Source organism: Microcystis viridis FACHB-1342, from assembly GCF_014698335.1.
GTDB lineage: Bacteria > Cyanobacteriota > Cyanobacteriia > Cyanobacteriales > Microcystaceae > Microcystis > Microcystis ichthyoblabe_A.
In genome coordinates, this window is record NZ_JACJSV010000019.1 from 36,825 (window position 1) to 62,002 (window position 25,178).

Annotated in this window: 21 protein-coding genes and 1 pseudogene; 10 read left to right on the forward strand and 12 right to left on the reverse strand. The window is 43.3% G+C overall.

What is annotated here, in order from left to right; translation table 11 throughout:
• The first annotated feature begins 62 nt into the window (after positions 1-62).
• Positions 63-1,577 (forward strand): SagB/ThcOx family dehydrogenase, encoded by a 1,515-nt coding sequence (locus tag H6G40_RS08610; RefSeq protein ID WP_069475608.1) that lies wholly within the window; start codon positions 63-65, stop codon positions 1,575-1,577.
• A 94-nt stretch (positions 1,578-1,671) separates the two neighbouring features.
• Here H6G40_RS08610 and H6G40_RS08615 read toward each other — a convergent pair whose 3' ends face one another.
• The 5 genes from H6G40_RS08615 to H6G40_RS08635 form a co-directional block, all read right to left on the reverse strand.
• A complete protein-coding gene (locus tag H6G40_RS08615) occupies positions 1,672-2,589 on the reverse strand; it encodes a TauD/TfdA family dioxygenase (RefSeq protein ID WP_002735690.1) in 918 nt (305 codons plus the stop codon).
• Positions 2,586-3,347, reverse strand: a complete 762-nt coding sequence (locus tag H6G40_RS08620) for a class I SAM-dependent methyltransferase (RefSeq protein ID WP_002737696.1) — start codon at positions 3,345-3,347, stop codon at positions 2,586-2,588. The genes H6G40_RS08615 and H6G40_RS08620 overlap by 4 nt, the downstream gene beginning before the upstream one ends.
• Positions 3,348-3,373: 26 nt before the next feature.
• Positions 3,374-4,885: a cupin domain-containing protein gene (locus tag H6G40_RS08625; RefSeq protein WP_002736577.1), complete on the reverse strand. Its 1,512-nt coding sequence runs from the start codon at positions 4,883-4,885 to the stop codon at positions 3,374-3,376.
• Positions 4,886-5,080: 195 nt separating this feature from the next.
• Positions 5,081-5,479: a DNA sulfur modification protein DndE gene (gene dndE, locus H6G40_RS08630; protein WP_002735106.1), complete on the reverse strand. Its 399-nt coding sequence runs from the start codon at positions 5,477-5,479 to the stop codon at positions 5,081-5,083.
• A gap of 214 nt (positions 5,480-5,693) precedes the next feature.
• Entirely contained in the window at positions 5,694-5,951 is a 258-nt protein-coding gene (locus tag H6G40_RS08635) for a CRR7 family NDH-1 assembly protein (RefSeq protein ID WP_002755642.1), read from the reverse strand.
• An 82-nt stretch (positions 5,952-6,033) separates the two neighbouring features.
• On the opposite strand from H6G40_RS08635, the gene H6G40_RS08640 reads away from it, so the two are divergent.
• The 4 genes from H6G40_RS08640 (at position 6,034) to H6G40_RS08655 (ending at position 9,323) form a co-directional block, all read left to right on the forward strand.
• On the forward strand, positions 6,034-7,458 hold the full coding sequence (locus H6G40_RS08640; protein WP_069475609.1) for a protein adenylyltransferase SelO: 1,425 nt from the start codon (positions 6,034-6,036) through the stop codon (positions 7,456-7,458).
• A gap of 447 nt (positions 7,459-7,905) precedes the next feature.
• Positions 7,906-8,529 carry a sulfotransferase family 2 domain-containing protein gene (locus H6G40_RS08645; protein ID WP_123230987.1) on the forward strand — a complete coding sequence of 208 codons (624 nt, stop codon included), beginning with the start codon at positions 7,906-7,908 and terminating at the stop codon, positions 8,527-8,529.
• Positions 8,530-8,739: 210 nt separating this feature from the next.
• Positions 8,740-9,015 (forward strand): hypothetical protein, encoded by a 276-nt coding sequence (locus H6G40_RS08650; protein WP_002755638.1) that lies wholly within the window; start codon positions 8,740-8,742, stop codon positions 9,013-9,015.
• Positions 9,012-9,323, forward strand: a complete 312-nt coding sequence (locus H6G40_RS08655; protein ID WP_016514852.1) for an aspartyl protease — start codon at positions 9,012-9,014, stop codon at positions 9,321-9,323. Before H6G40_RS08650 ends, H6G40_RS08655 begins: the two co-directional genes overlap by 4 nt.
• 223 nt (positions 9,324-9,546) lie before the next feature.
• On the opposite strand, the gene H6G40_RS08660 is transcribed toward H6G40_RS08655, so the two are convergent.
• The 4 genes from H6G40_RS08660 to H6G40_RS23655 form a co-directional block, all read right to left on the reverse strand.
• Positions 9,547-9,846 carry a hypothetical protein gene (locus H6G40_RS08660; RefSeq protein ID WP_242028730.1) on the reverse strand — a complete coding sequence of 100 codons (300 nt, stop codon included), beginning with the start codon at positions 9,844-9,846 and terminating at the stop codon, positions 9,547-9,549.
• A gap of 47 nt (positions 9,847-9,893) precedes the next feature.
• Positions 9,894-11,555 carry a purple acid phosphatase family protein gene (locus tag H6G40_RS08665; RefSeq protein ID WP_042790662.1) on the reverse strand — a complete coding sequence of 554 codons (1,662 nt, stop codon included), beginning with the start codon at positions 11,553-11,555 and terminating at the stop codon, positions 9,894-9,896.
• 76 nt (positions 11,556-11,631) lie between these two features.
• Positions 11,632-13,374: an ABC transporter ATP-binding protein gene (locus H6G40_RS08670; protein WP_190537526.1), complete on the reverse strand. Its 1,743-nt coding sequence runs from the start codon at positions 13,372-13,374 to the stop codon at positions 11,632-11,634.
• 78 nt (positions 13,375-13,452) lie between these two features.
• Complete coding sequence (locus H6G40_RS23655) at positions 13,453-13,587, reverse strand: hypothetical protein (protein ID WP_002740620.1); 135 nt, start codon at positions 13,585-13,587, stop codon at positions 13,453-13,455.
• A gap of 809 nt (positions 13,588-14,396) precedes the next feature.
• On the opposite strand from H6G40_RS23655, the gene H6G40_RS08675 reads away from it, so the two are divergent.
• From H6G40_RS08675 to H6G40_RS08690, 4 genes are all read left to right on the forward strand, one after another.
• The gene (locus tag H6G40_RS08675; RefSeq protein WP_190537528.1) at positions 14,397-15,719 is read left to right on the forward strand and encodes a CmpA/NrtA family ABC transporter substrate-binding protein; all 1,323 of its coding nucleotides are present in this window, start codon (positions 14,397-14,399) and stop codon (positions 15,717-15,719) included.
• Positions 15,720-15,888: 169 nt separating this feature from the next.
• The gene (gene ntrB / locus H6G40_RS08680; protein WP_069474575.1) at positions 15,889-16,716 is read left to right on the forward strand and encodes a nitrate ABC transporter permease; all 828 of its coding nucleotides are present in this window, start codon (positions 15,889-15,891) and stop codon (positions 16,714-16,716) included.
• 140 nt (positions 16,717-16,856) lie between these two features.
• Positions 16,857-18,863, forward strand: a complete 2,007-nt coding sequence (locus tag H6G40_RS08685; RefSeq protein WP_190537530.1) for an ABC transporter ATP-binding/substrate-binding protein — start codon at positions 16,857-16,859, stop codon at positions 18,861-18,863.
• A 259-nt stretch (positions 18,864-19,122) separates the two neighbouring features.
• Entirely contained in the window at positions 19,123-20,121 is a 999-nt protein-coding gene (locus H6G40_RS08690) for an ABC transporter ATP-binding protein (RefSeq protein WP_002736441.1), read from the forward strand.
• A gap of 277 nt (positions 20,122-20,398) precedes the next feature.
• Here the strand turns inward: H6G40_RS08690 and H6G40_RS08695 are convergent, their stop codons facing one another.
• On the reverse strand, positions 20,399-21,025 hold the full coding sequence (locus tag H6G40_RS08695) for a DUF2301 domain-containing membrane protein (RefSeq protein WP_002737508.1): 627 nt from the start codon (positions 21,023-21,025) through the stop codon (positions 20,399-20,401).
• A gap of 148 nt (positions 21,026-21,173) precedes the next feature.
• On the opposite strand from H6G40_RS08695, the gene thiO reads away from it, so the two are divergent.
• Positions 21,174-23,150: a glycine oxidase ThiO gene (gene thiO, locus H6G40_RS23660; protein WP_069474576.1), complete on the forward strand. Its 1,977-nt coding sequence runs from the start codon at positions 21,174-21,176 to the stop codon at positions 23,148-23,150.
• Between the two features lie 80 nt (positions 23,151-23,230).
• Here the strand turns inward: thiO and H6G40_RS08705 are convergent, their stop codons facing one another.
• Together H6G40_RS08705 and H6G40_RS08710 are read right to left on the reverse strand one after the other, a co-directional pair.
• Positions 23,231-24,766, reverse strand: a complete 1,536-nt coding sequence (locus H6G40_RS08705; RefSeq protein WP_069474577.1) for a TolC family protein — start codon at positions 24,764-24,766, stop codon at positions 23,231-23,233.
• 68 nt (positions 24,767-24,834) lie between these two features.
• A pseudogene (locus tag H6G40_RS08710) lies at positions 24,835-25,032 on the reverse strand (gamma-glutamyltransferase); the annotation flags it as partial.
• Positions 25,033-25,178: the final 146 nt, after the last annotated feature.

Sequence of the window (25,178 nt, forward strand, 5' to 3'; positions counted from 1 at the left end):
TGATTTTTTGGGGGTCATCGATATTAAACTAAAAAGTAAAGCTTAGACAGCCTATCTTTATCATGCCAGATCAGCCAATCTCGATCGCCCAATACTACCACGAGCGGACCAAATACGACCCCCAGACGATCGCTTCAAAAAGTAAAGGTCTTGATTGGAGTCAACAACCCTATCCTTTCAAAGAATACAAAATCGGTCAGACTTTCGATCTCAAACCCTACCTCTCCCGTCAAATAGTTCCCCAGAAAGGAGACTTTTGGCGACGTATATCGCGAATTTTGGGCTGTAGCTATGGATTAACTGCCAAAATCGCCACTATGGGTAGTCCCTTGTACCTGCGTTCTGCACCCTCTGCTGGTGGATTATACCCCGCCGAGGTCTATCTGATCTCCCGTGGCACGGAATTTTTACCCGCCGGTCTCTACAGTTATCAAGGTCAAAGTCACTCGCTGCTTTTATTCTGGGAAAGTGATGTCTGGACGAACCTACAATCTGCTTGTTTCTGGAATCCTGTTTTAGAAAATACCGATATCGCTTTAGTTACCAGTGCCATTTTTTATCGATCCGCTTGGCGCTACGAGGATCGAGCCTATCGGCGTATTTTCCTCGATACAGGGCATTTATTGGGCAATATTGAGCTATCAGCCTCGATTAATGACTATCGCGCTCATTTAATCGGTGGTTTTAACGATAGTCAGATGAATGAATTGCTTTATCTTGATTCCGAGAAAGAAAGTGTCATGACGGTGATTCCTTTGGCAGATCTGCTCAATATCCGGCAAAATCTCCCCCCTAGTACCACGGCACTCCCTTCGACAACCACGACTCTTTATCCCAAAATTGCCGAGGGGGAATTATTAAACTCTCTACACCAAGCCACTATCATAGCCACAGATGAGAAGATAGAAGCAAATATTACCCCGTCTAATTGGGAAGATAAATATAATTTTCCTTTTTGTCTAAAAGTTTCGGTGACATCCCGTCCCGTCAATTGGGGGGAAGATTTAATCGATCTGGAAAGTACGATGCTTAAACGCAGATCTACCCGCGCTTATAGTGGTGCTAGTCTCAGTTTAGACGAATTGCGAGCGCTGCTGCATTTTACCTATCAACCCCAAGATTATGCCGACCAAAATCTCGATCCCAATCCCGATTATTTTGCTCTGGATTTATTGGAAACTTTTATCGCTGTTTCGGCAGTAACCGGATTAGAGGAAGGCTGTTATTATTATGCTCCTAAAGCCCAAGAATTGCGGCAAATTCGCTTTAAAAATTTCCGGCAAGAGTTACATTATCTCTGTTTAGGTCAGGATTTGGGACGAGATGCGGCCGCTGTGGTTTTTCATACGGCGGATCTGTCAAAAGCAGTGGCTAAATATGGCGATCGAGTCTATCGTTATCTTCATGCAGATGCGGGTCATTTGGGACAGAGATTAAATTTAGCGGCTATTCATCTGGGGTTAGGGGTTAGTGGTATCGGTGGTTTTTTTGATGATCAAGTTAATGAAGTGTTAGGAATTCCCTCCGATGAAGCAGTTATCTATATCACTACTTTAGGCCGACCAAAAGTTTTTTAAGGTGAGTTTGAACCCCTGAAGGGGTGACAAGGAGGCATCTGTCATCGTACTCTGTACCTTGACAGATGCACTTTCTCGCTGGGACGTATTTTGTTTAAAGGTTAATCCAACTACGCACCATTTGTCGAGGTTTTCCTGAATTTTTAAAAGCGGTTCTATTGTGGCATAAAAAGCGATTATTAACGTAAAATATATCACCTTTTTTCATTTTGAAGCGGACTGTATTTTCCGGTTCTGAAAAAAAGTTGTCGATGATGTCAAGTGTTTTTGTGATAGCTTCCGGTTGCGCTATTTCTAGTTTGGAGTAAGCAACTTCAATCCAGTACCGCATATAACGAAAAACCAGACCCCGAGAATCTGTTGAGAATAAGGGGAAATTATTATTTTGAATAGCTTCTTGAGAATTAATCTCTCCAGGGGTAATCACATCCCGCGCCAAAGGTTCGTAGAGACAGGGAACTAGGTCTGTATGGTGTTGCCAGAAATATTGATACAAATTGGCGGCGTTTACTACCAGGGAATCTCCTCCCTCATCCGCGGCAGCAAGACAGAGTAAGCCAACAATATCAGGGAAGTAGTTTTTGGCTGTACTATCGGTATGATAGCCAGTTTCTGCATTCGTCATCGAAACGGGTATAGCTTCTTTAGTGTAATCCATTCCTCGATCGATTACATCAAAAAAATAGCCATAGCGGTGGTTTAGCAGTCCAAAAATGCGAGAAATAAAAGCATAAATTAACCGCATTTCTATTTCTGTTAATTCCGGTTCTAATCGGAAAATAATTATGCCTGGTTCCTGGAGCAATTTCTCACGAAACGGCAGGAAAAAGTCAAGATTTTTATTAACTGTTTGCCGTCCTATTTCGTTGGGTTTGTCAAGCCATCTCTGATTGCTTGTTTTTAGTAAATCTGAGACTAATGATTCTGGTACATGAAAAAATAGTTGAGAAGGATCAGGCAATTTTTTCCAAGTCAGTAATGAAATATTAGGATCAGAAATCGGTATAATCATTTTTGAATCTTGAAGGCAACGTGAAGGGGAAGGTCAATGAGCGGAGTAAAAAATTCTGGGTCTAGTTCTAAATGTTCCTGATTAATTTTTAGTTCATAAACTTCTGGCATTTTTGTGAATGCTGCTAAACGAAGAGATGTGAAGTAATCTTCCATAGTTTTATGAACACATTGCACGGCGACGGCTTTTCTATCTCGGCGCCAAATCTCACCGGGGAATAATTGATCGCGTCCAGAAAAATAGCCAGCTTTCGGTTTAAAATAAAAGGGAAACTTATCTTTTTTCAGAAAAGGTAAAGAGGGATGGGGGACGGCGAACAGGAAATAGCCACCGAATTTCAAAAGTTGGTAGGCTTTCTGCAGCGTGCTAATAGTTTCTGAAACATTTAAGTAGTTGAACAGGAACATAGCCAGAACTAAATCGTATTGTTCGGACTCAGTGACCGCAAAATCACGAATATCACCAGTTTCATAAGAAACATTAGTAATCTGATACTCGTTTTTTTGAATCAAGGCCTGCTCGATCATTTGCGATGAAATATCAATCCCATGAACATATTGAGCGCCTCGGTTAATTAACTCTCTTCCTACATAACCTTCCCCACAGCCTAGATCTAATATATTCTTGTTGACAATCGGTTCACATAAATCAATGACAAACGGACGCGCAGAGTAATCAGAAAGCAAAATCGGTTCTACTCGTTTCCAGTCTGCTGCGCTTTCTTCGTAAAGTTTTTTGGTTTCTTGTGTTGCTTTCATACCTATCTAACGGGATAAAATTTGCACTAATTTTGTTTTAGTCTAGCACTGTGTAAGTAATTACCCATAAAACTTTTACCAGTTAATCCAAAATCAGCTATCGCCAGAAAAATTAGCTCTTCTTCTCCTAAGTTCACAGATTGATGCACACACCAACGGGGAATAACAGCAAAAGTACCCGGTTCGACTTCGTTTTCGTATTGATCAACAATAACTTTTCCTTGACCCTGAAGAAATACAAATACGGTTTCATGTGCGTGTTTGTGCATTTCATTCGCCTTTCCTGGCTTGACTATAACTAGGCGTGCATCTAAAACTTCTAGAGCAAATGGCAGGCGAAATACGTTAAAATCAATATTGAGTTTATCAACCTTATTGTTGTACAAAGCCTCTAAGTTGCTGGCCCTGATTGTTGAAATAAGCTCTTTACCTTCTTGGACATGAGTTAGGCTTTTTTGTTCATTAATTTTTTCGGTCAATGCTCCCAGTCGCAGCGTTTGAAAATCATGGTAAAGTTGTGATGCAAGCCTTAATATTGTTGGAGAGCATTGGCATTCACCAGATGGATTTTCAAGCCAATCTAGCAAGTTCAGAACTTCTTCCCTGTGCTTTTCCCTTTGCATCCCGTATAGCAAAAGTGAACTCAATCCGGGTAGTAGTTTTTCCCCTGGAACAGTAGATAAGTCTTCCGTCAATCCAATCCGCACATCATTGATTTGATGCAATAAAAGTTCCTGTTCCTGATTAGACAGCCTTTTGCCTTTAATCATTTTAGTCAAAAGCGTAACAATCTTGAGTTGGTCTGATGATATCAAAGATTTATCTAGTGCCAACGCACGTTCATACATATTGTCCCAGTAAGCAGCACGTAGATTTAAGGCTTTTAACATTCCTTTGCGTAATTCCAGAACAGCTTGTTCGCTTTCGCTGGCTAATTCCCTAGCAATCTCAACTAAAGTTAAGCTGTGTTCATCCTCCACTTCTGTATGTAAAGGAAAAAATACATATTGCTCCAAGGATAATGATGTATGGTTTTTAATCGCTTCAATAATGTGTTTGTAGATAAATTTAACCACAGATTCAGTCCCTAAACCTATGGCTCCAATAGCTTCGAGTGGACTTCCATTCTGGAGCAGCGATAAGAATGATTCACGCCAGATTTCTACTTCAACACAAGGCTTTTGCGTGCTATCTACTCCCATAGCTTCTTGAAAACGCTTGAATAACTGTGGGTGAGGAATTTCCTGTACCCACTCGTCTTTAATACCTAATTTACGGATTGCTTCCAGATATTCATCCTGTAGATGTCCGGTTTCTTCAGCTAAGTTCTCCAGCAGGTGATTTCGATGAGTGGGATTTTCTAGCTTTGATATTACTGCTGTTAAATAGCGGGAAAACCAGTCACTATAAGCTCCATATTGACTGGCAAAATCTTTCAGAACTTCATCAATATGTTGAAATTCTCCTTTTTCTAAAGCAAGTAAATACGGGTGATTAATTGCTCGATGGCTTAGTGCTTCCTTGATTAAGTTTTCCATTTTTTCTCATTCCCCGATAGCCGCCCCTTTTTAAATACTATCACAAAATTGGCCAATTGTCGATAGCGTTTGAGATGCGCTCATTCTGGGTTAAATATAACCAGGCTGACAGTTTTCCTTCGGGTTATCTCAGAAGGATTAAGTATAAACCACAGAGGCACAAAGAACACAGAGAGGAAGATAGAGTGTTCTTGATTAAGATTCTCTCAGATTTTCCCTCTCTAATTCGATTAAATTATCGATTTTTTTTAGCTTGGCATCCCCAGCAAGATAACCGATACCGCGATGTAAATGTAAGCGAAATTGTTGAGTTAGAGTTTCTTTATCGGTTCCTAATCCGTCTTGATGACAACGTTGTTTGAGGGCAATTAAGAAAATATCGGCCATTTCTCCCCCGAATACTTTCCAAGATAATTCTACATTGCTATCGGCAGGAATGGGAACGGGAGAGGGGAGACTCGGTTCAGCAAGGGAACGACAAAAAGCCCAACGACAGAGGATATTCCATTGGTCAATTTTGGTGTAGCGTTTTAATTTTATGAGGCTATCTTTGGCGGTTTGAGATAGTCGAAAACGTTCGATCGGTGATTCCATAATCTATAATTTTACCTCGCTCTGACTGATGATAGAATAGTTAGTCCTTCTCAATCCTGTTTAATAGGAGAGTGGAAAGTGCGGTCACTCCTCATCTTACAAAGACAGTGATCGCTTTTACTTTTGATATTCTGATGGGAGAATAAAACAGCCCTACTTGATAAAGGGAGTGTCTGACAGTTTTTAACACCTAACTACTTAATAATGGGTTTCCTTATTTTTCCAAACGGACCACATACCATTGTAGATAACCCTCCTCACCCAGGTCTAACTCGCAGTAATTATCGCGCAGATAGAGAGCTTTTTCCTCAAAACTAGAGAATTTTGCCAATTGTCGAGGACAAATCTCCGGTTTTGCGGCGATTAAATCTTTTAACTTATCGCGTAACTGGTCGGGAGTCTGGAATTGTTCAGGTTGATCGGCCTCAAGGACAAGAAAATAGTCCCCTTGATACATAATAGAATCGGGCATCGCTGTTTGATAGTCTCAGTAGGAAAATTTTTTGGCTATCTTTATCACTTTATCGCCTCAACGCTCGATCGACACCACCACTATGACAGACCATCTCACCAATCCCTTTCTCAGTCTCCCTTCCGAAAGCGCCATGCAGGACTTGGGGGACCAATACTACGATCAAGTTGCGGCTGCGGATTTTCCCCGTCATATCCTTCGTTTTCGCAATGATGCTTTATTACCTTTGGTGGGAATTCAGCCAGAATTAACCTTAGATGAGCATTTTATCGAGGCTTTTGGTAAATTTCAAGCCCTTACCCCCTTTTTAGCCCTGCGTTACCACGGTTATCAATTTGGCGAGTATAATCCTTTTTTGGGAGATGGTCGCGGTTTTCTCTACGGTCAAGTTAGGGGTATTGATGGCAAATTATACGATTTTGGTACGAAAGGATCGGGACGGACCCCCTATTCCCGTCATGCGGACGGTAGGTTAACTCTCAAGGGTGGAGTTAGAGAAGTCTTAGCCGGGGAAGCTTTACGCAGTTTAGGGGTGAATACCTCTCGCTGTTTGAGTTTGGTGGAAACGGGGGAACCCCTCTGGCGTGGTGATGAACCTTCCCCGACGCGATCTTCGGTGATGATTCGAGTTAGTAATTCTCATATTCGTTTCGGGACTTTTGAGCGTTTATTTCATATTAAACGTGCCGATTTAATTAAAAGACTCCTCGATCATGTGATTATTTATTATTATCCTGAAATCGATCCCCAAGATAGCGATCGCCATTTAAAATTTTACGATGTTTTGATTGAAAGAACCGCTAAATTAGCAGCCCAATGGATGTCCGCAGGTTTTTGTCATGGGGTTCTCAATACCGATAATATGTCAATTACTGGGGAAAGTTTTGATTATGGTCCCTACGCTTTTATTCCTTACTATAACCCCCAATTTACGGCGGCCTATTTCGACTACGGTGGTCGTTATAGTTACGGTAATCAGCCTTTTATCTGTCGTTTAAATCTAGAGTTACTGCAATCTCCCCTGGCCATGGTTGTCTCCTTGTTAGAGTTAGATATGGCCTTGGCTAACTATGACCAGCACTACAATTTTTATTATCAAAAAATGATGCTTAAAAAGTTAGGTTTTGAGGATATTTTTACTCCCGAATCTGCTTTACTGGTTAGCAAAACTGTGGAAGTTCTCCAAGAAACTGGCCTCGGTTATCACGAATTTTTCTATCAATTAAGTGAACAATTTAATTACGGTTGGCGAGAAAATAGTTCTCTAATTCTTGAAAATATGGATTTACCGAAAGCTGATTGGCAACGTTGGCGAGAGTTATATAGTTTGGTCTTAAATCAATTACCCCTAGATTCCTTGTCTCAAATTGACGACACTTTAACGCATTATAATCCTAAAACCGCTTTACTTAGACCGCTAATCGAATCGGTTTGGGAAGCAATTACCTCTAAAGACGATTGGCAACCTTTCCACGAATTAGTGATAAAATTACAAAATAAACAGTAATTAAGTAATAAGTAGTGATCAAAATTAATTTCTTGGTTAGAATAGGCAAGAGGTAGTTAAATATGTGTAATTAATTATCTCTAGCTACTTATTTAGGTCATTTCCTAAAATGCGTTGGACAAAAATTGACCAGACTTGGCGATCGCTGTTTCCTCTCCAATCATTAAGAGTGTCAAAATAATAGTAAAGTTTTGTGACAAAGTGCAGTCAGCTCTAAGAATCTTTGCTAGAATTCTAGAAAGCTTCTGTGATAAGTCTCCTTAAAAGAGATTGTTTGCAGTAAACTAATCTGGCTAACACGCTTTTGGGTGTGATATAGAGAAAGTTTCTTGCGATTGCGCCTAAATGGAGTGATATACAGAAAGTTGACTCATATCGTTACTCTGGAGAGTGTTATATAGAAAGTTGACCTATAATATGTAGTTAGGCACGAGGAGAATAATACGCATGCTGATATCGAGAGAATACAAGTTTATATTCGTCCATATTTATAAGAATGCTGGCACAAGTATTACAACGGCGCTACGACCATTTGCAATAAGTCCATGGCAGTGGACAGCTCATAGGTTGATAAAAAAGGCGGGCTTTCCTTCTCCTTTCTTTGATCCTCATCCATTTCCTGCGCATGTCAAGGCATCCGAAATAAAAGAGAGTTTTGGAGCAGAGAAATTCAATGAGTATTTTTCATTTGCTGTAGTCAGAAACCCATGGGATTGGCAAGTTTCACTCTACAAATATGCGTTGAAATCAGAAACACATCATCAGCATGAGTTAACGAAAAATTTAGGTAGCTTTGAAGAATATATAAAATGGCGATGTGAAAATGAAGTTAGATATCAAAAAGATTTTATATATGATAACAATGAGTTGCTTGTTGACTTTGTTGGGAGATATGAAAGCCTAGATAATGACTTCAACGAAATATGCTCTCGCATTGGAATCTCCGTCTCGTTACCAAAACTAAATGTATCAAATACAAAACCATATCAGAGTTACTATTCTGAGAAGAGTAAAGAACTTGTAAAGGAAGCATTTGAACCTGATATTAGGACATTTAATTATGAATTCTAAAAAAGTGCGATCGCCGATCTTGTAGGGTGCGTTTCCTAATCTGGCTCCCACTGCCCCACCGATCGATTTTGGGGAACGTACTCTGCCCATGGATTGAAGCTGTGAGTTTAAGTACGATGCCGCTCTGGTGGGACCAGTTGAGGAATGTTAGGGAAGATTCCCAATGTTTCGTTAAAATAGAGGGGCAAAAGTCGCCACAGGGTCGCTTCAATGACAGTTCGACAACCCCGCTACAGTAAAGAAGAATTTGCCCGACGTGGTAATGAGATTTATCAATCTCAGGTACGTCCCCAAGTCGAGGAGGGAAATCAGGGGAGAATTGTGGCAATTGACATTGAAACAGGGGCTTTTGAAGTAGCGGATGATTTGATAAGCGCAGCGAAGCAACTTTCTGCACGAGTGCCTGATACTCAGACATGGTTTGTTCGCATTGGGCATTCAGCCGTCGATCACTTTGGCGCAAGGAGCCTGAGAACAAAGCCATGATGCAAGGTCGTGTAAATCAAGGGTGTGAGGCGACGTTGGCGATCGCAGTCAGAAACCATGAAACAACGCAGATAGTAGATGCTGTAATTGATACAGGATTTTCGGGTTTTCTCACCTTGCCGTCTGAGATAATTGCTAGGTTAGGGTTTATTTGGGAGGGTCGAGATCTTGCGACATTAGGCGATGGGACTTTCTGCACGTTTGAAGTTTACATCGGGCTTGTGATCTGGGACGGGCAATATCGTGAGATTTACATCAACGAATCAGAGACGGTTCCGTTGATTGGGATGCAGCTATTACGAGGATAAGATTTGCGAATTCAGGCAATTGAGGGTGGTTTAGTTACGATCGAAGCGTTGAAGTAGAGTGCGATGCTGAAGGCACTGGGTAGCAGTACGCCATCGCTGCAGCAACGTGAAAGCTAGAATATATTAAGCCCTATACGCTAGATGTTGTCTATGACTGAACGACTTGAGCAGGCGATCGCCCAATTAAAAACCTTATCAACCGCTCAACTAAATCGGGAATTTTTTAGGTTAATACTGCTTGGGATTGAATTGTTCCTTCAATTTTAGCTGTGATAATTTTGACTTCCGTGATTTCTTTGTGTAGGTTAATAAATTGCTTGTTATTTTCTTCTCTCAGGGTTTCTAGTTGTTGGCGATTATCTTCCTTTAGCGTATCAATTTGCTCGCGGGTGTCTTCTCGCAAGGAACTTATTTGCTCACGGGTTTCTTCTCGCAGGGAACTTATTTGCTCACGGTTTTCCTGTCGCATTGCCGAGAGTAAGTCTTTCAATTCTTGAATATCATTGCTGGTAACAGTAGTCATAGAATTAACCCCAAGAGAATCTATTTAACCGGCACTCTTTGATTTTATTATATTTCACCTACGCTAAAAAGATCAAATTCATCAAATTTAATTACCTCGGAGTCAGGATAACGGGTATCAAAACGATAACTGCTCACGGTTCCTTTTTCTGTATCTAAAATGCTAAAAACCGTCAGATCATTACTGGCAATATAGGGTAAAGGTTGATTAACCAAATCCACTAGAGGAGCAATATTCGGGATAATTGCTGGTAATCCATTGGGATTACCGATGGCCGCATAATTTCTATCGAGAGGTACAGGACGTTTTTTATCACCTAAATGAGCGCCATAACTATTACCAACGTTAGAAGATTCAAGAAAATTCATACCCTTAGGACTAAGAAAACGATTCCATAAATGAGAATGACCATAAAAAACCAAATTAACCTTGGCTGATTCTAATAAGGGAATGAGATCACGAATAATATAATCATTTTCTTGGGGATAATCATAACGTACTGATCTAACTTTTCCCGTGGCATCCCGTTCAATTGTCGGCACGGGATCGGTGTAAGGTGGCACGATATTTCCTCCTAGGGTATGGGGAGGATGATGAAACATAACTACTTTATATTTAGCCTCTTCAAATTCTCGACTATTTAACTCTTTTTCTAACCATTGATATTGAGGACTACCCTGAGCAATTGTCTCAAAAATATGCTGACCGTAACCCCAGCGACTGGGACTATCTAAATCTCTTTGATTTTCGTAATATCTTCCCCTTGCACTGGGTTCTAAATTGGGATTTCTCCAGATATTAGTAACATATAAAACCACTAAACGAATATCGCCAAAAGTGAGAGAATAATATTTATTTTGAGGCAAAGAAAAAATTTCTTCGTAGGTTTCTGTGTTAAAAGCATTATTTTTTAGCCAGTTTTCACTAATTGCTGCTGTATCCTCCGCTAGTTGTTTAGCAATAAATTGAGGAATAGCATCTTTAAACTGTTCATTTAAACCTGTGGAATTAGAAAATCTGCCCATAACTTCATGATTACCAATAGCAGGAAATAAGGGAGCATTTTGAATAATTTCTCCCCCTTTATAAATAGTCTGAATACCATTCTTTGTCAGAGGATAATTAGCACGACCTTGTAAACAGGGAAAGAATGCCCCACCGCGACTATCATCAAACCATTCGGAAGCTCGATCGGGTATATTAACTAAATCTCCTGCTAAAAAAACTGCATCCACCTGTCCAATAGTTTCAATAACTTTTTGTAAATTAGCGGCAGTCATAGGCATTAATTGATGATCGGAAGTGAGCAGAATTTTGAGATTAGTTCCTTTTTTTGGTCTTGGGGTAAGAGTATAAATATCACTTCTAATCGCTTTATTTTCCTGAAAACTGGTGACTTGATAGGGAATCCTTTCCCCCGAATTTAAATCAGTAATTTCGGCCTGATGTCGCCAGATTTCTCGATCGGTTAAAGATTGATAAGCTTCAAGGGTTCTCGATTGAGCATCTTCTCTAACTCTAGTTAATTTGCTAGTACGAGCGGGGGCCATTTTCTCTAGTTTTTCCCCGTAGCGCACCTGATGACCAGTGCCAAAAAATTCCGTAAACCAAATCACTTGTATTGATGTTTCGGTGGGTAATTGTAAAAAAGGTTCGGTTAAAAGTTGCTCCTTGTTCATTGTCGCTAAAAGATAACTGCTGTGCTGCATTTAAACAGTCTTAAGGAATAATTGAGATAGTCCACAACTTCACCGGTAATAACTAGCAGATTCCCTATTTTATCGGCTAATCTAAAACCTTAGACTCTAACTGCTGCTGTTGCCAGAGATTTTGATAGACTCCGGGGACTGCGATTAACTCCTCGTGGGTTCCTATCTGGACAATTTCTCCGAGGTCCATGACAAAAATGCGATCAGCAGTGGCAGCGGCCAATAATTGATGGGAGATAAAAATCACGGTTTTTTGGCTTTCTTGGCTGAGATTTTCCAAAATAGCCGTGGCCGTTTGATTATCGACGCTAGATAGGGCATCATCAAGGATTAAAATCGGTGCTTGGATGGCTAAAGCTCGCGCTAAAGAGACCCGTTGACGTTGACCCCCGGAAAGAGTAATCCCACGTTCTCCCACTAAAGTTCCGTATTTTTGCGGGAAATTCTCGATTTCCTCCTCAATTCTCGCTTGTTTGACCGCCGATTTCACTGCCGAAAAATTCAGCAGCGGATCGCCATAACGGATATTATCTTCGATGGTGGTACTAAATAAAAAACTTTCTTGGGGAACATAAGCGATCGCTTTTCGCAGATCTTCAAGAGCAATTTGAGTGACATCTTGATTATCAATAAATAACTGTCCTTCCGCAATATCCAAAAGACGGGGAATAGCGTTAGCAAGGGTAGATTTTCCCGACCTGATCGCACCGACTACCGCTACCATTTCCCCCGGATTAATGGTAAAAGAAAGAGATTTTAAGGCTGGTTCTTTAGCATCAGGATAGAAAAAAGTCAAGGCTTTGGCGGTAATTTTTCCTTGAATATTTTTTAGGTGAATACAATCGGCATTGTCTTTAATTTTAGCCTCAGCTAACAGGATAGTTTCTAGGCGATCGATACTCACTTCTCCCTGTTGGTAGGCCGTAATAGTGAAACCTAATAAAGCAGTGGGAAAAACTAATCTTTCCGCCAAAATTAACAGAGCAATAAAGTCCCCAATGGTGATATTATCCGATATAATTTGTCTAGTACCGAGGGCAAGCAACGCCAATAAACTCACATAGGATAAAGCTTCAATCAGGGGAAAAAGAAAATTACGAGTCTGGACTAAATCTAAATTAGCCTGTAATAATTTGCGATTTCTTTGTTTAAATGCTAGGCGCTCGTTACCTTCTTGGGCATAGATTTTAATCAGAGTAATACCACTCATATCCTCTTGAATTAAATCGCTCAGATGCGAGAGTTTTTCTTGTACTTTTTTCTGTTGCCGCTGCAGACGACCACTAAATAACTGCACAGCAATTAACATCAAAGGATAGACAGAAATGGCGGCGACTGAAAGGGGAATATGAATCGCTAACATTACGGGCAAAGTTAACCCATAGGCAAAAAAAGTATTAGCCAAACTGAGCAAAGCAAAACCCACCAGACGACGGATATTATCCACATCGCTAGTGGCACGGTTGATTAAATCTCCTGAAGTTTGCCGCGAAAAATAGGCAGGTTCAAGGGTTAATAAATGCTGAAAGATTTTTTGTTTAAGATCGAACTCTACCTGACGACCGATCCCGAATAATAACACTCTGGATATCATGCGGATAAACCACATAATCGAGGCTAAAGCGATAATAAAAATCACATAGTAAATGATTTTTTGGAAGTCAAAGGATTTACTTAAATCATCGATGCTATCCCGGATTAAAAGCGGTATATAAACACCCAAAAGATTAACAACAAGCAAAGCAACTACCCCCCAAGTTACTATTTGCCAATGGGGACGTAGATAATTTGCTAGTTTTTTAATGCGAGAATAAGCCATATTCAGTTATCAGTTATCAGTTATCAGTGAGCAGTTAGAACAGGGAACAGGTAAAAGGGGGAATAGCCCCCCAAGATTTTATTTTTTCTCCTTGTACTGATTTGGTGGCGGTTTAACATTAGAACCACCCGTGGGCGGTTTACCAGGGGGTTTATCAATTTTAGCTTGATAGCCGTCGTTTTTCTGAACCCGTCGTTCTTGTTTTTTGGACATTTAAGTTACCTCTGTTTGATGCTGCCAAAATTCAATCAGCTAAGACGTATTTAAACCGCTTATTCTTAGATTAGCCAAATCTCCCTCAATCCCTTTACTGTTGCCAGAGTGCAAGAGTGCCTCATCTTAACAAGCAATTTAAATACGCGGGCAGCTTATTACATTTTGGGCGCACGCAGTTCGATAAACTCACTGACCACGATGGGCCCCTACCATTGGTGCAATAATATTATTGTAGGGGCGAATTGCCTTCACCCTCTTTTAATAACTTCTGCTGCTCACCATAAGTGAGAGAGATTCACAAATGTGAGCTGCACCCAACCAGTAATCATTGAACTGCAAACTCAAATCCGATAACTGAGTCAAGATGGCTAAAAATCCCCATCGCCCTACCATGCGTTTCAGACAAATTTTTATGCTTTTATTACATGACTGGCAATATTTTGTAACAATCTATACGAATTTTCCTGTTGAAGACTGTAAATTTAAGTTAATTGCTTCGGTGATAACCCTGAAATAAACTGATCTTTCTAGCCCAGATGACCAAAAACCGCCCCTATCTATCTATCGACTCCTCAAAACTGTTATGCTTCTAGAAAAAATCTCTTAGACAAAAACTACTGCTAAATCTCCCCAGATGGAGAAGCAAAAGCGATCGAGAGATAAAAATAGTCAAAGCCTCCTTACTGAATCAACAGTTACTTTCAAGAAATTTTCTCGGTTATCACCGCAGTCAGTTAGGGGAAATAATGAGAATTTTTCACCGTTTCATCACCTTTGTTTAGTTTCTAATCACGATTTTTTAGTCCATGAGTAAACTTTCTAGACGTAGATTTATCTTCACTGCCGGAGCAACTGCCGTAGGAACAGCAATTCTCCACGGTTGCGCCACTCCCAATAATACCGCGACCAGTCCCTCCCCGGCCGGCAGTCCTGCCGCTTCCCCCGTTGCCGGTGGAGAAACTCCCGAAGTCACCACCGCTAAACTAGGTTTTATTGCCCTCACCGACGCTGCCCCCTTAATTATCGCCAAGGAAAAAGGTTTATTCGCTAAACACGGGATGCCCGATGTGCAAGTGATGAAACAAGCTTCTTGGGCTGCAACCCGGGATAACCTCGAATTAGGTTCGGCGGGTAACGGTATCGATGGGGCGCATATTTTATCCCCCATGCCCTACCTAATGACCTTGGGCAAAATCACCAAACAGCCAGTACCGATGTATATTCTGGCGCGTTTGAATACCAATGGTCAAGCGATTTCTGTGGCTAACGAATACATGGATCTAAAGGTTGCCCTCGATAGCGGTGTACTGAAAGAATCCTTCGCTAAAGCTAAATCTGCGGGCAAAGAAGTTAAAGCCGCCGTCACTTTCCCCGGTGGTACTCACGATCTCTGGATGCGCTATTGGTTAGCCGCCGGTGGCATCGATCCGAATAAAGATCTATCCCTAATTGTTGTTCCTCCGGCACAAATGGTGGCTAACATGAAAGTCGGCACGATGCAAGCTTTCTGTGTGGGGGAACCTTGGAACGCCCAATTAGTTAACAAAAAACTCGGTTATTCGGCCCTGATTACTGGGGAACTGTGGAAGGATCACCCTGAAAAAGCCTTCGCTTTACGCGCCGATTGGGTGGATAAAAATCCCAAAGCGGCAAAAGCTTTAACTATGGCTGTTCTGGAAGCGCAGCAATGGTGCAACGATCCCGCTAATGTTAAGGAAATGTGCGAGATTATTTCAGGACGGGAATGGCTGAAAATTGACCCCGCCGATATCTTGGGAAGAATGCAAGGTAATATCGATTTCGGTGATGGTCGCAAAATCGAAAATAGCCCCGTAGCCATGAAATTCTGGGCTGATAACGCTTCCTATCCCTACAAGAGTCATGATACTTGGTTTGTGACTGAAGACATCCGTTGGGGCTATATTCCCGCCGATACAGACATCAAAGCTTTAGTTGATAAAGTTAACCGGGAAGATATCTGGAGAGAAGCCGCCACAGCCCTCAATGTTCCGGCTGATCAAATTCCCACCTCTACCTCTCGCGGTGTGGAAACTTTCTTTGATGGTGTTACTTTTGACCCCGAAAATCCCACCGCTTACCTGAAATCTCTCAAGATTAAAAAGGTTTAAATCAGTGAGCAGTGATTCAGTAACCGGTCAACAGTTAAAGATCATTTGCTGATAACTGGTAATTAATAACTGATAACTGATCACTGATGCTGATCACTGATAACTGAACCACTCCACCACTGATAACTGAACCACTGATAACTGAACCACTGATAACTGATAACTGATTATGGCTGTTTCTATTTCTCGTCGTTCTCAAGGTCCGAAATGGGTAAAAGACCTCAAAAAAAAATTACCCAAACTAGCAACTTCGGCGATTGCTTTATTAATTTTCCTTCTCATCTGGCAAATAATCTGTTTTAGTCCCGATGCTCCCCTCCCTAGTCCCACTAAAGTGGTTAGCGATACCTGGGAATTAATTATTAATCCCTTTTTTAATAATGGTGGCACGGATGTGGGGTTATTCTGGCAAATTTTCGCCAGTTTACAACGGGTGGCCGTCGGTTTTACCCTTGCCGCTATTGTTGGCATCGCTGCGGGTATTTTAATCGGTAGCAGCGCCCTAATTTATGATGCGATCGATCCGATTTTCCAAATCCTGCGTACCGTTCCCCCCCTAGCTTGGCTACCCATCTCCCTAGCGGCTTTTCGTAATAACGAACCTAGTGCCATATTTGTAATTTTTATTACAGCAATTTGGCCAATTATTATTAACACAGCCGTGGGAGTACAGCAGGTTCCCCAAGACTATAAAAACGTCTCTAGAGTGCTAAAATTATCCAAAGTTGAATATTTTTTCAATATTCTTTTTCCCGCCACCGTTCCCTACGTTTTCACGGGATTAAGAATCGGTATCGGTTTATCTTGGTTGGCGATTGTAGCGGCAGAAATGCTGATCGGTGGCGTGGGAATTGGCTTTTTTATCTGGGATGCTTGGAATAGTTCCATGATCAGTGAAATTATCCTCGCCCTGATTTATGTGGGTATTGTTGGTTTCCTACTCGATCGCCTCATGGCCTACATCGCTAAATTAGTTGTACCCGAAGAAAATAAATAGGGTTTGCGGCAAAAAATTTTTCGGTGGGGGCAGGGTGTGGGGAGCTTTTTAAGTAAACAGTAAACTAAAAACTCACATCTGATAACTGATAACTGATAACTGATAACCGATAACTGATAACTGATAACTGATAACTGAAAATGTCTGCATTTATTGAAGTCGATCACATTGATAAGGTTTTCCCTCTCCCCGATGGCCGTCAATATATCGCCCTAAAAAATATCGATCTCAGCGTTACTCAAGGGGAATTTATCTCTTTAATCGGTCACTCCGGTTGCGGGAAATCCACCCTCTTAAATATGGTCGCTGGACTCGATCGCCCGACGGTGGGAGGGGTGATTTTAGAGGGAAAAGAAATTAAAGGTCCCGGTCCCGATCGCATGGTAGTCTTCCAGAATTATTCTCTGCTGCCCTGGTTAACCGTCCGGGAAAATATCGCCCTAGGAGTTAACCGCGTGCTGCGTCATCTACCAGCTGCTGAACGCAAAAGTGTCATCGAACATAGTATCGATATGGTACACCTGCGCCATGCCGCCAACAAACGACCGGGAGAATTATCGGGAGGCATGAAACAACGGGTAGCGATCGCCCGCGCTTTAGCCCTACGGCCAAAAGTCCTGCTACTTGATGAACCCTTTGGGGCGCTGGATGCGTTAACCAGAGGCAATTTACAGGAACGTTTGATGGAAATTGTCGAAGAAAGCCACGTTACCTGTATCATGGTCACGCACGATGTGGATGAAGCCCTATTACTATCCGATCGAGTGGTGATGTTAACCACCGGTCCAGAGGCCCATATCGGTCAGATTCTCGATGTTCCCATTCCCCGGCCCCGGCATCGTTTAGAAGTAGTTAACCATCCCAGTTACTACGCCCTCCGTAACGAGATCGTTTATTTCCTCAACCAACAGAAGCGATCGAAGAAAGTCGGCCAACCCACCGAACCAGTAACAGTGATCGGCCAAGCTACCAGATTGAAAACCAATCCCACCATCGGTTTTATCCCCCTCACCGATTGCGCTCCGATTATTATCGCCAAAGAGAAAGGTTTCTTCGCCGAGGAAGGATTAGAGGATGTTGTCCTGCAACGGGAACCCAACTGGAAAGCACTCGCCCAAGGAGTGGCCACCGGTCGTCTCGATGCGGCCCAGATGGTGGCGGGAATGCCCCTGAGCATGACCATTGGGGCTGGAAATAAGCCCTCTGTCCCCGTGATTAGTGCTTTGGTACTCAGTCGCAACGGTAACGCCATCACCCTCAGCAATAAATACAGGGAATTGGGGGTAGAAAAACTCGAGGACTTAAAGGAGGCCCTCCAGCAAAGTCCCGATAAAATCGCCACTTTCGGCATGGTTCACCCCGCTTCCATGCACAATCTACTGTTACGCTACTGGTTAGCTAGTGGCGGCATCGATCCCGATAGTGATGTCAATTTAGCCGTAATTCCGCCGCCTCAAATGGTTTCCCTACTAAAAGCGGGTAAGATCGACGGTTATTGTGTGGGGGAACCCTGGAACTCCTACGCCGTTCACGAAAAATTAGGCTACGTTATCGCCACCGATCTCGATATTTGGCCCGGACACCAGGAAAAAGTCCTCGGAGTCAAGGAAACTTGGGCAGCGAAACATCCCGAAACCCATATCGCCATGGTGAAAGCTTTAATTAAAGCCTGTGAATACTGCGATGATCAGCGTAATCGAGAACATATCGTTAATATTCTCAGTCAGCCCCAGTATGTGGGTGTGGATAGGGCAATTATCCGCCCCGGTTTCCTCGATGGTTACGATCGCGGTTTAGGAACTGCCCCCGAACCCCTATTCCGATTTAATCAGTTTTACGTCGATCAAGCTAACTGTCCAGGCCGCAGTGAGGCCCTATGGACCCTAACTCAGCTTGCTCGTTGGGGTTACGCACCGTTCCCCCGCAACTGGGTGGAAGTGATTGAACGCGTCCGTCGTCCCGATCTGTTTGGTGAAGCTTGCCGGTCCCTGGGCCTTCCCGATTTGGAACCCGATCGCCACAGTTTTGCCCTCTTTGATCATCTTATTTTCAGTCCCGACGATCCGATCGGCTATCTGGAACGTTTTTCGATCCGTCGCGATTATCGCGTCTCAGAAGTTCTCCTCGATGATCCCGTCGCTAATTAAGGTTGGCTGAATAAATCTAAAAACCTTGTTGGGTAAAACTTTTAGACTTTTTGGCAATCAGAAAGTACCATATCTGGGAGTGATCGGGGGGAAAATTCCGGGACTTTTTCCCTGAAAATTAGGTAATTGACCAGATGAAAATCGCTAAAACCCTACACCCCACACCCCACACCCCACACCCCACGAAAAACTTTTTCAGCAGACCCGAATTAATAGTTGTGGTGGGCTTTGCCCACCTTAAAATAAATCTAGGACGAATATGCAAACTTTTACCGATAAGACCGTGAATTCCAGCACCACCACCCAGCCTTTTTTATTAGTTAGTAATGTTGCCAAAGAATACCCCTCTCCCGAAGGGGTTTACACCGTTTTAGACGGTGTGGAGCTGCAAGTCAATGAGGGGGAATTTGTCTGCATTATCGGTCACTCCGGCTGCGGTAAATCGACTCTTTTGAATATGGTGGCGGGGTTTTCTTCTCCTAGTCGTGGGCAAGTGCTGCTACAGGATAAAGAGGTTAAGGAACCAGGACCGGACCGGATGATGGTATTCCAAAATTATTCGCTTTTGCCTTGGAAAACTGCCTTTGAGAACGTTTATATCGGGGTTAGTTCGGTTTATCCCCAAAAATCTCACGCTGAGAAGGTGAGGATCGTGGAAGAAAATCTATCCCTAGTGGGATTGACAGAAGCAGCCCAGAAAAAACCCCCCCAATTATCGGGAGGCATGAAACAACGGGTTGCGATCGCCCGCGCCCTGGCCATTCGTCCCCAAGTCCTCATCCTCGATGAACCTTTTGGGGCCCTAGATGCGATTACCAAAGAGGAATTACAGGAAGAATTGCTGAAAATCTGGCAAGAAAACCAGTTAACCGTGTTGATGATTACCCACGATATCGATGAGGCTTTGTTCTTGTGCGATCGCTTGGTGATGATGACCAACGGCCCGAGCGCTAAAATTGGGGAGGTGTTAAAGATGCCTTTTGCTCGTCCCCGGGTTCGTTCCCAAATTACCGAGGATCCCCGTTACTACGAACTCCGCAATGAAGCTCTCGATTTCCTCTACAATCGTTTTGCCCATTCGGAGGATCCCAACGAGGATGCCCCCGAACAACCCCGCACAGAAAATCTCGTGGGTAAAATTGTTACTACTATTGGTGGCATAGCTTTACTCGCTTTTGTCGGTTTTAGCCTGATACAAATGTTCACCAGCAAGACTGCCAATACTACCAATCCGGCTACCATCGAGGCCCCCAGATAGGTAACAGTTATCAGTTATCAGTTATCAGTTATCAGATTTGAGTTTTAAGTGACAGTATTAAATATAAGTTTCTTACTATCTTTTCACTGATTACTGTTTACTGATTACTGACCAAGAATAAACCAGAAAGAGACAAAGAACAAAAAGCTGAAACCCGATCAGTTTAACTTATATAGTAGTGATCGATCTTTGTGTCCTTTGTGTCTGGAGTGGTTCGTTCCACTCACTTGCCCGCAAGACTATATCTTAGAATAGATTTTAATCTCTGGAGAGTTTATCAGTGATTAAGATGTTCAAAGACCGATTTATCACCGATATCGTTGGGGAGAGGTTGGCTTAATTTTCTCAGAGCAAAGATAACGAATAAAGTCGCCCAGAGAATTAATAGCCCCTTTTCCCAATTTAAGGGCAATATCCCCAAAAGATGACCGAGTAAAAGGGTGGGAACTAGAGGGGTTAAAAACTTGGTTTCTAGACGATTAAAACAAAAAGCTTCTTTGAAATAAATCCCCGTGAGACTAGCAAAAATAAAGCCGACACCCAATAAACTCACCGGATGGTTATAGACAAATTCTAGGGGAGAAAGGTGAGAATAGAGGCTGAAAATTAGGGAAGTAATCGCCCCGATTAGCCAAAAAAATTGCAGGAGACGATGGAGGGGAATTAAATATATATGGATAGTCAATAAACTGATGCCTAACCCCAGACAAAAACCCATGTATAAAAGGTTAGTCAGGGGCAGTAATTGCGGTCGGGTGAGAACTATAATTGTAGCGACAGCGAAACTAAAAGCCGCTAAATTTAAACCCAGACGGTAGAGACGCACCCCTAGGCGATCACTATCCGTAATCGTAAACTCTCCGAATTGACCTTGATAAACTCGATCGACAGCAGGGGAAGTCATAATGCTCTAAAGAAAAAGGGAAGCTTAGAAAAGATCGACTACAAATTATCTTAAGCTTAAATTATGCCAGTAGCCTCACTTCTCCCTCCTCTCGGCTGACTAATTGCGAGTTAGGATCAAGGTTACATTTCCTTTAGATTTTTAAGCCATGTCGTTGAACCAAGAATCCCTCGCTTTTAGCCATGGGAGGGTCAAGAACTCAACTAGCGAAATTTTGATCGTGGGCGGTGGTATCATCGGATTAGCGATCGCCGTCGATTTGCAATTGCGCGGGGCAAAAGTTACCCTCCTAGTTCGAGATATAGCTCAGGCCGCTAGTCGTGCGGCTGCGGGAATGTTGGCCCCCCATGCAGAAGGCATTCCCCCGGGCCCGTTTCTCGATCTTTGTCTGCAATCACGATGGCTATATCCAGAGTGGAGCCGCAAAATCGAGGATTTAACGGGAATAAACAGCGGCTACTATCCCTGTGGTATTCTTGCTCCCATTTACGAGCTAGAGCAGCCCGTTACTACCGAGGAAGTTAATAAAATTTGGTTAGACAGCAATGCAGTTCATCTCTACCAACCCGGCCTAGGTAAAGATGTGGTCGGTGGTTGGTGGTATCCCGACGATGGACAAGTGGACAACCGGCAGCTAGTGACTGCGCTGCAACAAGCGGCCGAAAATTTAGGGGTAGAAATTCGCCAAGGGGTAGAAGTCCACGCTATACAACAAAAGCAGGGAAAAGTCAAGAGTATTTATACCTCAATTGGGGAATTAGAAGCAAAAATTTACATTTTAGCGACAGGATCCTGGGCCAGTCAACTTTTACCCCTCCCTATCCATCCCGTCAAAGGTCAAATGGCCGCAGTAAAAATGCCCCCTAACCAGACCTTAGCTAGGGTTTTATTCGGTCCGCAAACCTATCTGGTTCCCCGTCGCCATGGTCGTTTAATTATCGGGGCCACTTCCGAAACAGTGGCCTGGCAAACGGGTAATACACCCCAAGGACTGCAAACCCTGTTTGAGCGGGCCACCCGTCTCTATCCCCCTTTAGCTGACTGGGAAATCGAGGAAATGTGGTGGGGATTCCGTCCGGGTACAGCGGATGAATTACCCATTTTAGGCCGCAGTAGCTGTGATAACCTGATTTTAGCCACCGGTCACTATCGCAATGGCATTTTACTAGCTCCTGTCACTGCTTCCTTAATCGCTGACCTGGTGATTAATGACAAAGTTAATCCCATTTTGACCCATTTTAGCTGCGATCGCTTTAATCAACCATCACCCGTTACTATTCCACCTATGTCCTTAACTATTATTGAGAATAAACCCCAAGCGCTTTTATCGCCCCAAAATGATCGCCTCACTATTGCTGGGAAAACCTTTCACTCCCGCTTGATGACTGGGACTGGCAAATATGCCAATCTGACAACTATGCAGGAAAGTATTAGTGCCAGTGAATGTCAGATCGTCACCGTTGCCGTTAGACGAGTACAAACGAACGCACCCGGTCATGAGGGATTAGCAGAGGCGATCGATTGGTCTAAAATTTGGATGTTACCCAACACTGCCGGTTGTCAAACGGCCGAAGAAGCGATTCGGGTGGCCCGTTTAGGGCGAGAAATGGCCAAATTATTGGGACAGGAAGACAATAACTTTATTAAACTCGAAGTTATTCCCGATCCTAAATATTTATTACCCGATCCGATCGGAACTTTGCAAGCGGCCGAACAATTAGTTAAAGAAGGTTTTGCCGTACTGCCCTATATTAACGCCGATCCTCTCTTGGCCAAACGTTTAGAGGAAGCTGGCTGCGCCACGGTTATGCCCCTAGGATCGCCGATTGGATCGGGACAGGGGCTGAAAAATGAGGCAAATATCGCGATTATCATCGAATCGTCCCAAATTCCCGTGGTGGTAGATGCCGGGATCGGTACACCCTCAGAAGCGGCCCGGGCCATGGAAATGGGGGCCGATGCTTTATTAATTAACAGTGCGATCGCTATGGCGGCCAATCCAGCTATGATGGCCCAAGCCATGGCAATGGCGGCAAAAGCGGGACGTTTAGCCTATTTAGCGGGAAGAATGCCGATTAAGTCCTATGCTAGTCCTAGTTCCCCCCTGACGGGAACGATCGCCTAACCCAGAAATCTATTGAAACCCGTTAAAATAGGGGAGATTTGGCCATCTCTCCCCACACCACACCTCGATAGATCGTACAATTAACGCACTTCAAACAAACGATTGTCCGGTAAATTACTAATCGATCGCTGGAGACTATTCAAGGATTTATTGTAATCGACGATCGCCTGCAGATAACGACTTCTGGCATCGGTTAAATCCCGTTGGGAGTTGATAACGTCCGTTTGGGTTCCCACACCCGCCTGAAAGCGTAAACGGGCTAATCGCAGACTTTCCGTGGCGGATTCAATGCTTTTTTGCGAAGTTTTGATGTTTTCTTGGTTAGAAATCAAACTATAGTAGGATTCCTCCACCTGAAGGCGAATTTCATTGCGACGGAGGGAGAATTCCGTATCGGCGCGATCGATATTTCTTTCCGCTTGACGAGCGCGAGCAAAAGCACGACCACCATCAAAGAAAGTCCAACGAATCCGGCCGCCGACGCTAAAACCATCGCCAAAACCAGCTTCATCACTGAGATCGTTAAGGACATTATACTCGCCCAGAAGGTCCACTTGGGGAATCACCGCCGAAATAGCGATCGAGCGGTCTTCTGCGCTAATTTCCCTCTGTAAGAGTTGTTGTTCTAATTCCGCGCGATTTTTATAGGCCAAAACGATACTATCATTAAGACTTAAGCCCCAAGTTCCCGCCTCGCGAATCTCATCGGCAGCGGTTAACTCGATCTGCTGACCGACACTCAATATCTGTGCCAGTCGTCGTCTAGCGATGCGTTGGGTAGAAATCGCCCGGGTTAAGTCTTGGTTAGCGTTAGCGAGGTCAACTTCCGCCTGTAGGACAGCAAATCGGGTTCCTAGTCCCGCTTGCTCCAATAATTGAGCATCGCGTAAACTTTGACTAGCATCTTCGATCGCAGCTTGGGCGATCGCTACCTGAGCGTCACCCCTTTGTAATTCATAATAGGCATCGGTGGCATCAAAACGAGTTTGTTCCGAGACTCGTTCCACCTCTAATTCCTGTTGCCGGATGACTTTTTCGGCCCTTTTGATCTGGGCTGCCCGTTCACCCCCTGTATAAACCCCATAGACAATCCGAACACTACCCTGAAAGTTGGTACTATCTTCGGGTGTAGTGGCTGGGATGCCCTGTTGACGAGCCAACTCATTCTGTCTTTGGGCAACTGCCGATTGATCTTGAGTGAGACTGGTTTCCGCTTGGGCCGTGGGTAATAAGGCCGCCTGTTGTTCCTTTAATTGGGCGCGAGCGATTTCCAAATTAATCCGCGATGTCTGTAAGGTCTGATTATTTTTTAAAGCTAATTCGATCGCTTGATTTAAGGTGATCGGTTGTACTACCCTAATATTCACCTCATCCGGTTTGGTGGGAAAAATCAGGGGATTGCCACTAGGATTAAGATAATTAGGGGCCTTGGGATCCGCTTCCGTGGTTGCCGGTGCCGCCGAGGGACCAGGTAATTGAGACACTGGATTGGCAGTAGGTCGGGGTTTCTTCAATAAATCGGCAGCGGACTGAGTTTGTGCCTTAACCGAGGATTCAGCCAAGAAAATCAACCCAAGCACCGCACTCACGGTAATACCATAACGCAAGAGCAACATGAGTATCTCGAAAGTAAACAGTAAACGATAATAAGTAAACAAGCTCACACCACTATGTTGGCCGATTACTAATTACTAATCAATAATCCTACTCCATCCCGACGCGGATCGCCCGTAGCAGTTAACTCCCTTCGATCATTCACTGCCACACCATGCACACCCCCAAAAAACATATTTTGTTCTTGCCACCGGGATACTTGAGTATTTGCGGGTAAAACCAGATTTTCGAGCAGATTTTCCCGATCTTCCAAAGGTTCAACTCCTAACTATACTTTGCACGGTTATAACTTGCATTTTTTACTCAAAGACAACGCCAATTCAAAAATGAAACGCATCAACCTCAAGAGTTGACAAAGAAAGGCTCATCAGGTACTGTCTGATCATTAACAAAAACAAATCAGACCCAAAATGA

Bases quoted from the DNA above. Each gene is read 5' to 3' on its own strand.
- H6G40_RS08665 (WP_042790662.1), bottom strand. From the start codon at position 11,555: ATGCAGCACAGCAGTTATCTTTTAGCGACAATGAACAAGGAGCAACTT.
- H6G40_RS08695 (WP_002737508.1), bottom strand. From the start codon at position 21,025: ATGACTTCCCCTGCTGTCGATCGAGTTTATCAAGGTCAATTCGGAGAG.
- H6G40_RS08685 (WP_190537530.1), top strand. From the start codon at position 16,857: ATGTCTGCATTTATTGAAGTCGATCACATTGATAAGGTTTTCCCTCTC.
- H6G40_RS08615 (WP_002735690.1), bottom strand. From the start codon at position 2,589: ATGATTATACCGATTTCTGATCCTAATATTTCATTACTGACTTGGAAA.
- H6G40_RS08645 (WP_123230987.1), top strand. From the start codon at position 7,906: ATGCTGATATCGAGAGAATACAAGTTTATATTCGTCCATATTTATAAG.
- H6G40_RS08635 (WP_002755642.1), bottom strand. From the start codon at position 5,951: ATGCCCGATTCTATTATGTATCAAGGGGACTATTTTCTTGTCCTTGAG.
- H6G40_RS08670 (WP_190537526.1), bottom strand. From the start codon at position 13,374: ATGGCTTATTCTCGCATTAAAAAACTAGCAAATTATCTACGTCCCCAT.
- thiO (WP_069474576.1), top strand. From the start codon at position 21,174: ATGTCGTTGAACCAAGAATCCCTCGCTTTTAGCCATGGGAGGGTCAAG.
- H6G40_RS08625 (WP_002736577.1), bottom strand. From the start codon at position 4,885: ATGGAAAACTTAATCAAGGAAGCACTAAGCCATCGAGCAATTAATCAC.
- H6G40_RS08620 (WP_002737696.1), bottom strand. From the start codon at position 3,347: ATGAAAGCAACACAAGAAACCAAAAAACTTTACGAAGAAAGCGCAGCA.
- H6G40_RS08610 (WP_069475608.1), top strand. From the start codon at position 63: ATGCCAGATCAGCCAATCTCGATCGCCCAATACTACCACGAGCGGACC.
- H6G40_RS08640 (WP_069475609.1), top strand. From the start codon at position 6,034: ATGACAGACCATCTCACCAATCCCTTTCTCAGTCTCCCTTCCGAAAGC.
- H6G40_RS08675 (WP_190537528.1), top strand. From the start codon at position 14,397: ATGAGTAAACTTTCTAGACGTAGATTTATCTTCACTGCCGGAGCAACT.
- H6G40_RS08705 (WP_069474577.1), bottom strand. From the start codon at position 24,766: ATGTTGCTCTTGCGTTATGGTATTACCGTGAGTGCGGTGCTTGGGTTG.
- H6G40_RS08690 (WP_002736441.1), top strand. From the start codon at position 19,123: ATGCAAACTTTTACCGATAAGACCGTGAATTCCAGCACCACCACCCAG.
- H6G40_RS08660 (WP_242028730.1), bottom strand. From the start codon at position 9,846: ATGACTACTGTTACCAGCAATGATATTCAAGAATTGAAAGACTTACTC.
- H6G40_RS23655 (WP_002740620.1), bottom strand. From the start codon at position 13,587: ATGTCCAAAAAACAAGAACGACGGGTTCAGAAAAACGACGGCTATCAA.
- ntrB (WP_069474575.1), top strand. From the start codon at position 15,889: ATGGCTGTTTCTATTTCTCGTCGTTCTCAAGGTCCGAAATGGGTAAAA.
- dndE (WP_002735106.1), bottom strand. From the start codon at position 5,479: ATGGAATCACCGATCGAACGTTTTCGACTATCTCAAACCGCCAAAGAT.
- H6G40_RS08650 (WP_002755638.1), top strand. From the start codon at position 8,740: ATGACAGTTCGACAACCCCGCTACAGTAAAGAAGAATTTGCCCGACGT.
- H6G40_RS08655 (WP_016514852.1), top strand. From the start codon at position 9,012: ATGATGCAAGGTCGTGTAAATCAAGGGTGTGAGGCGACGTTGGCGATC.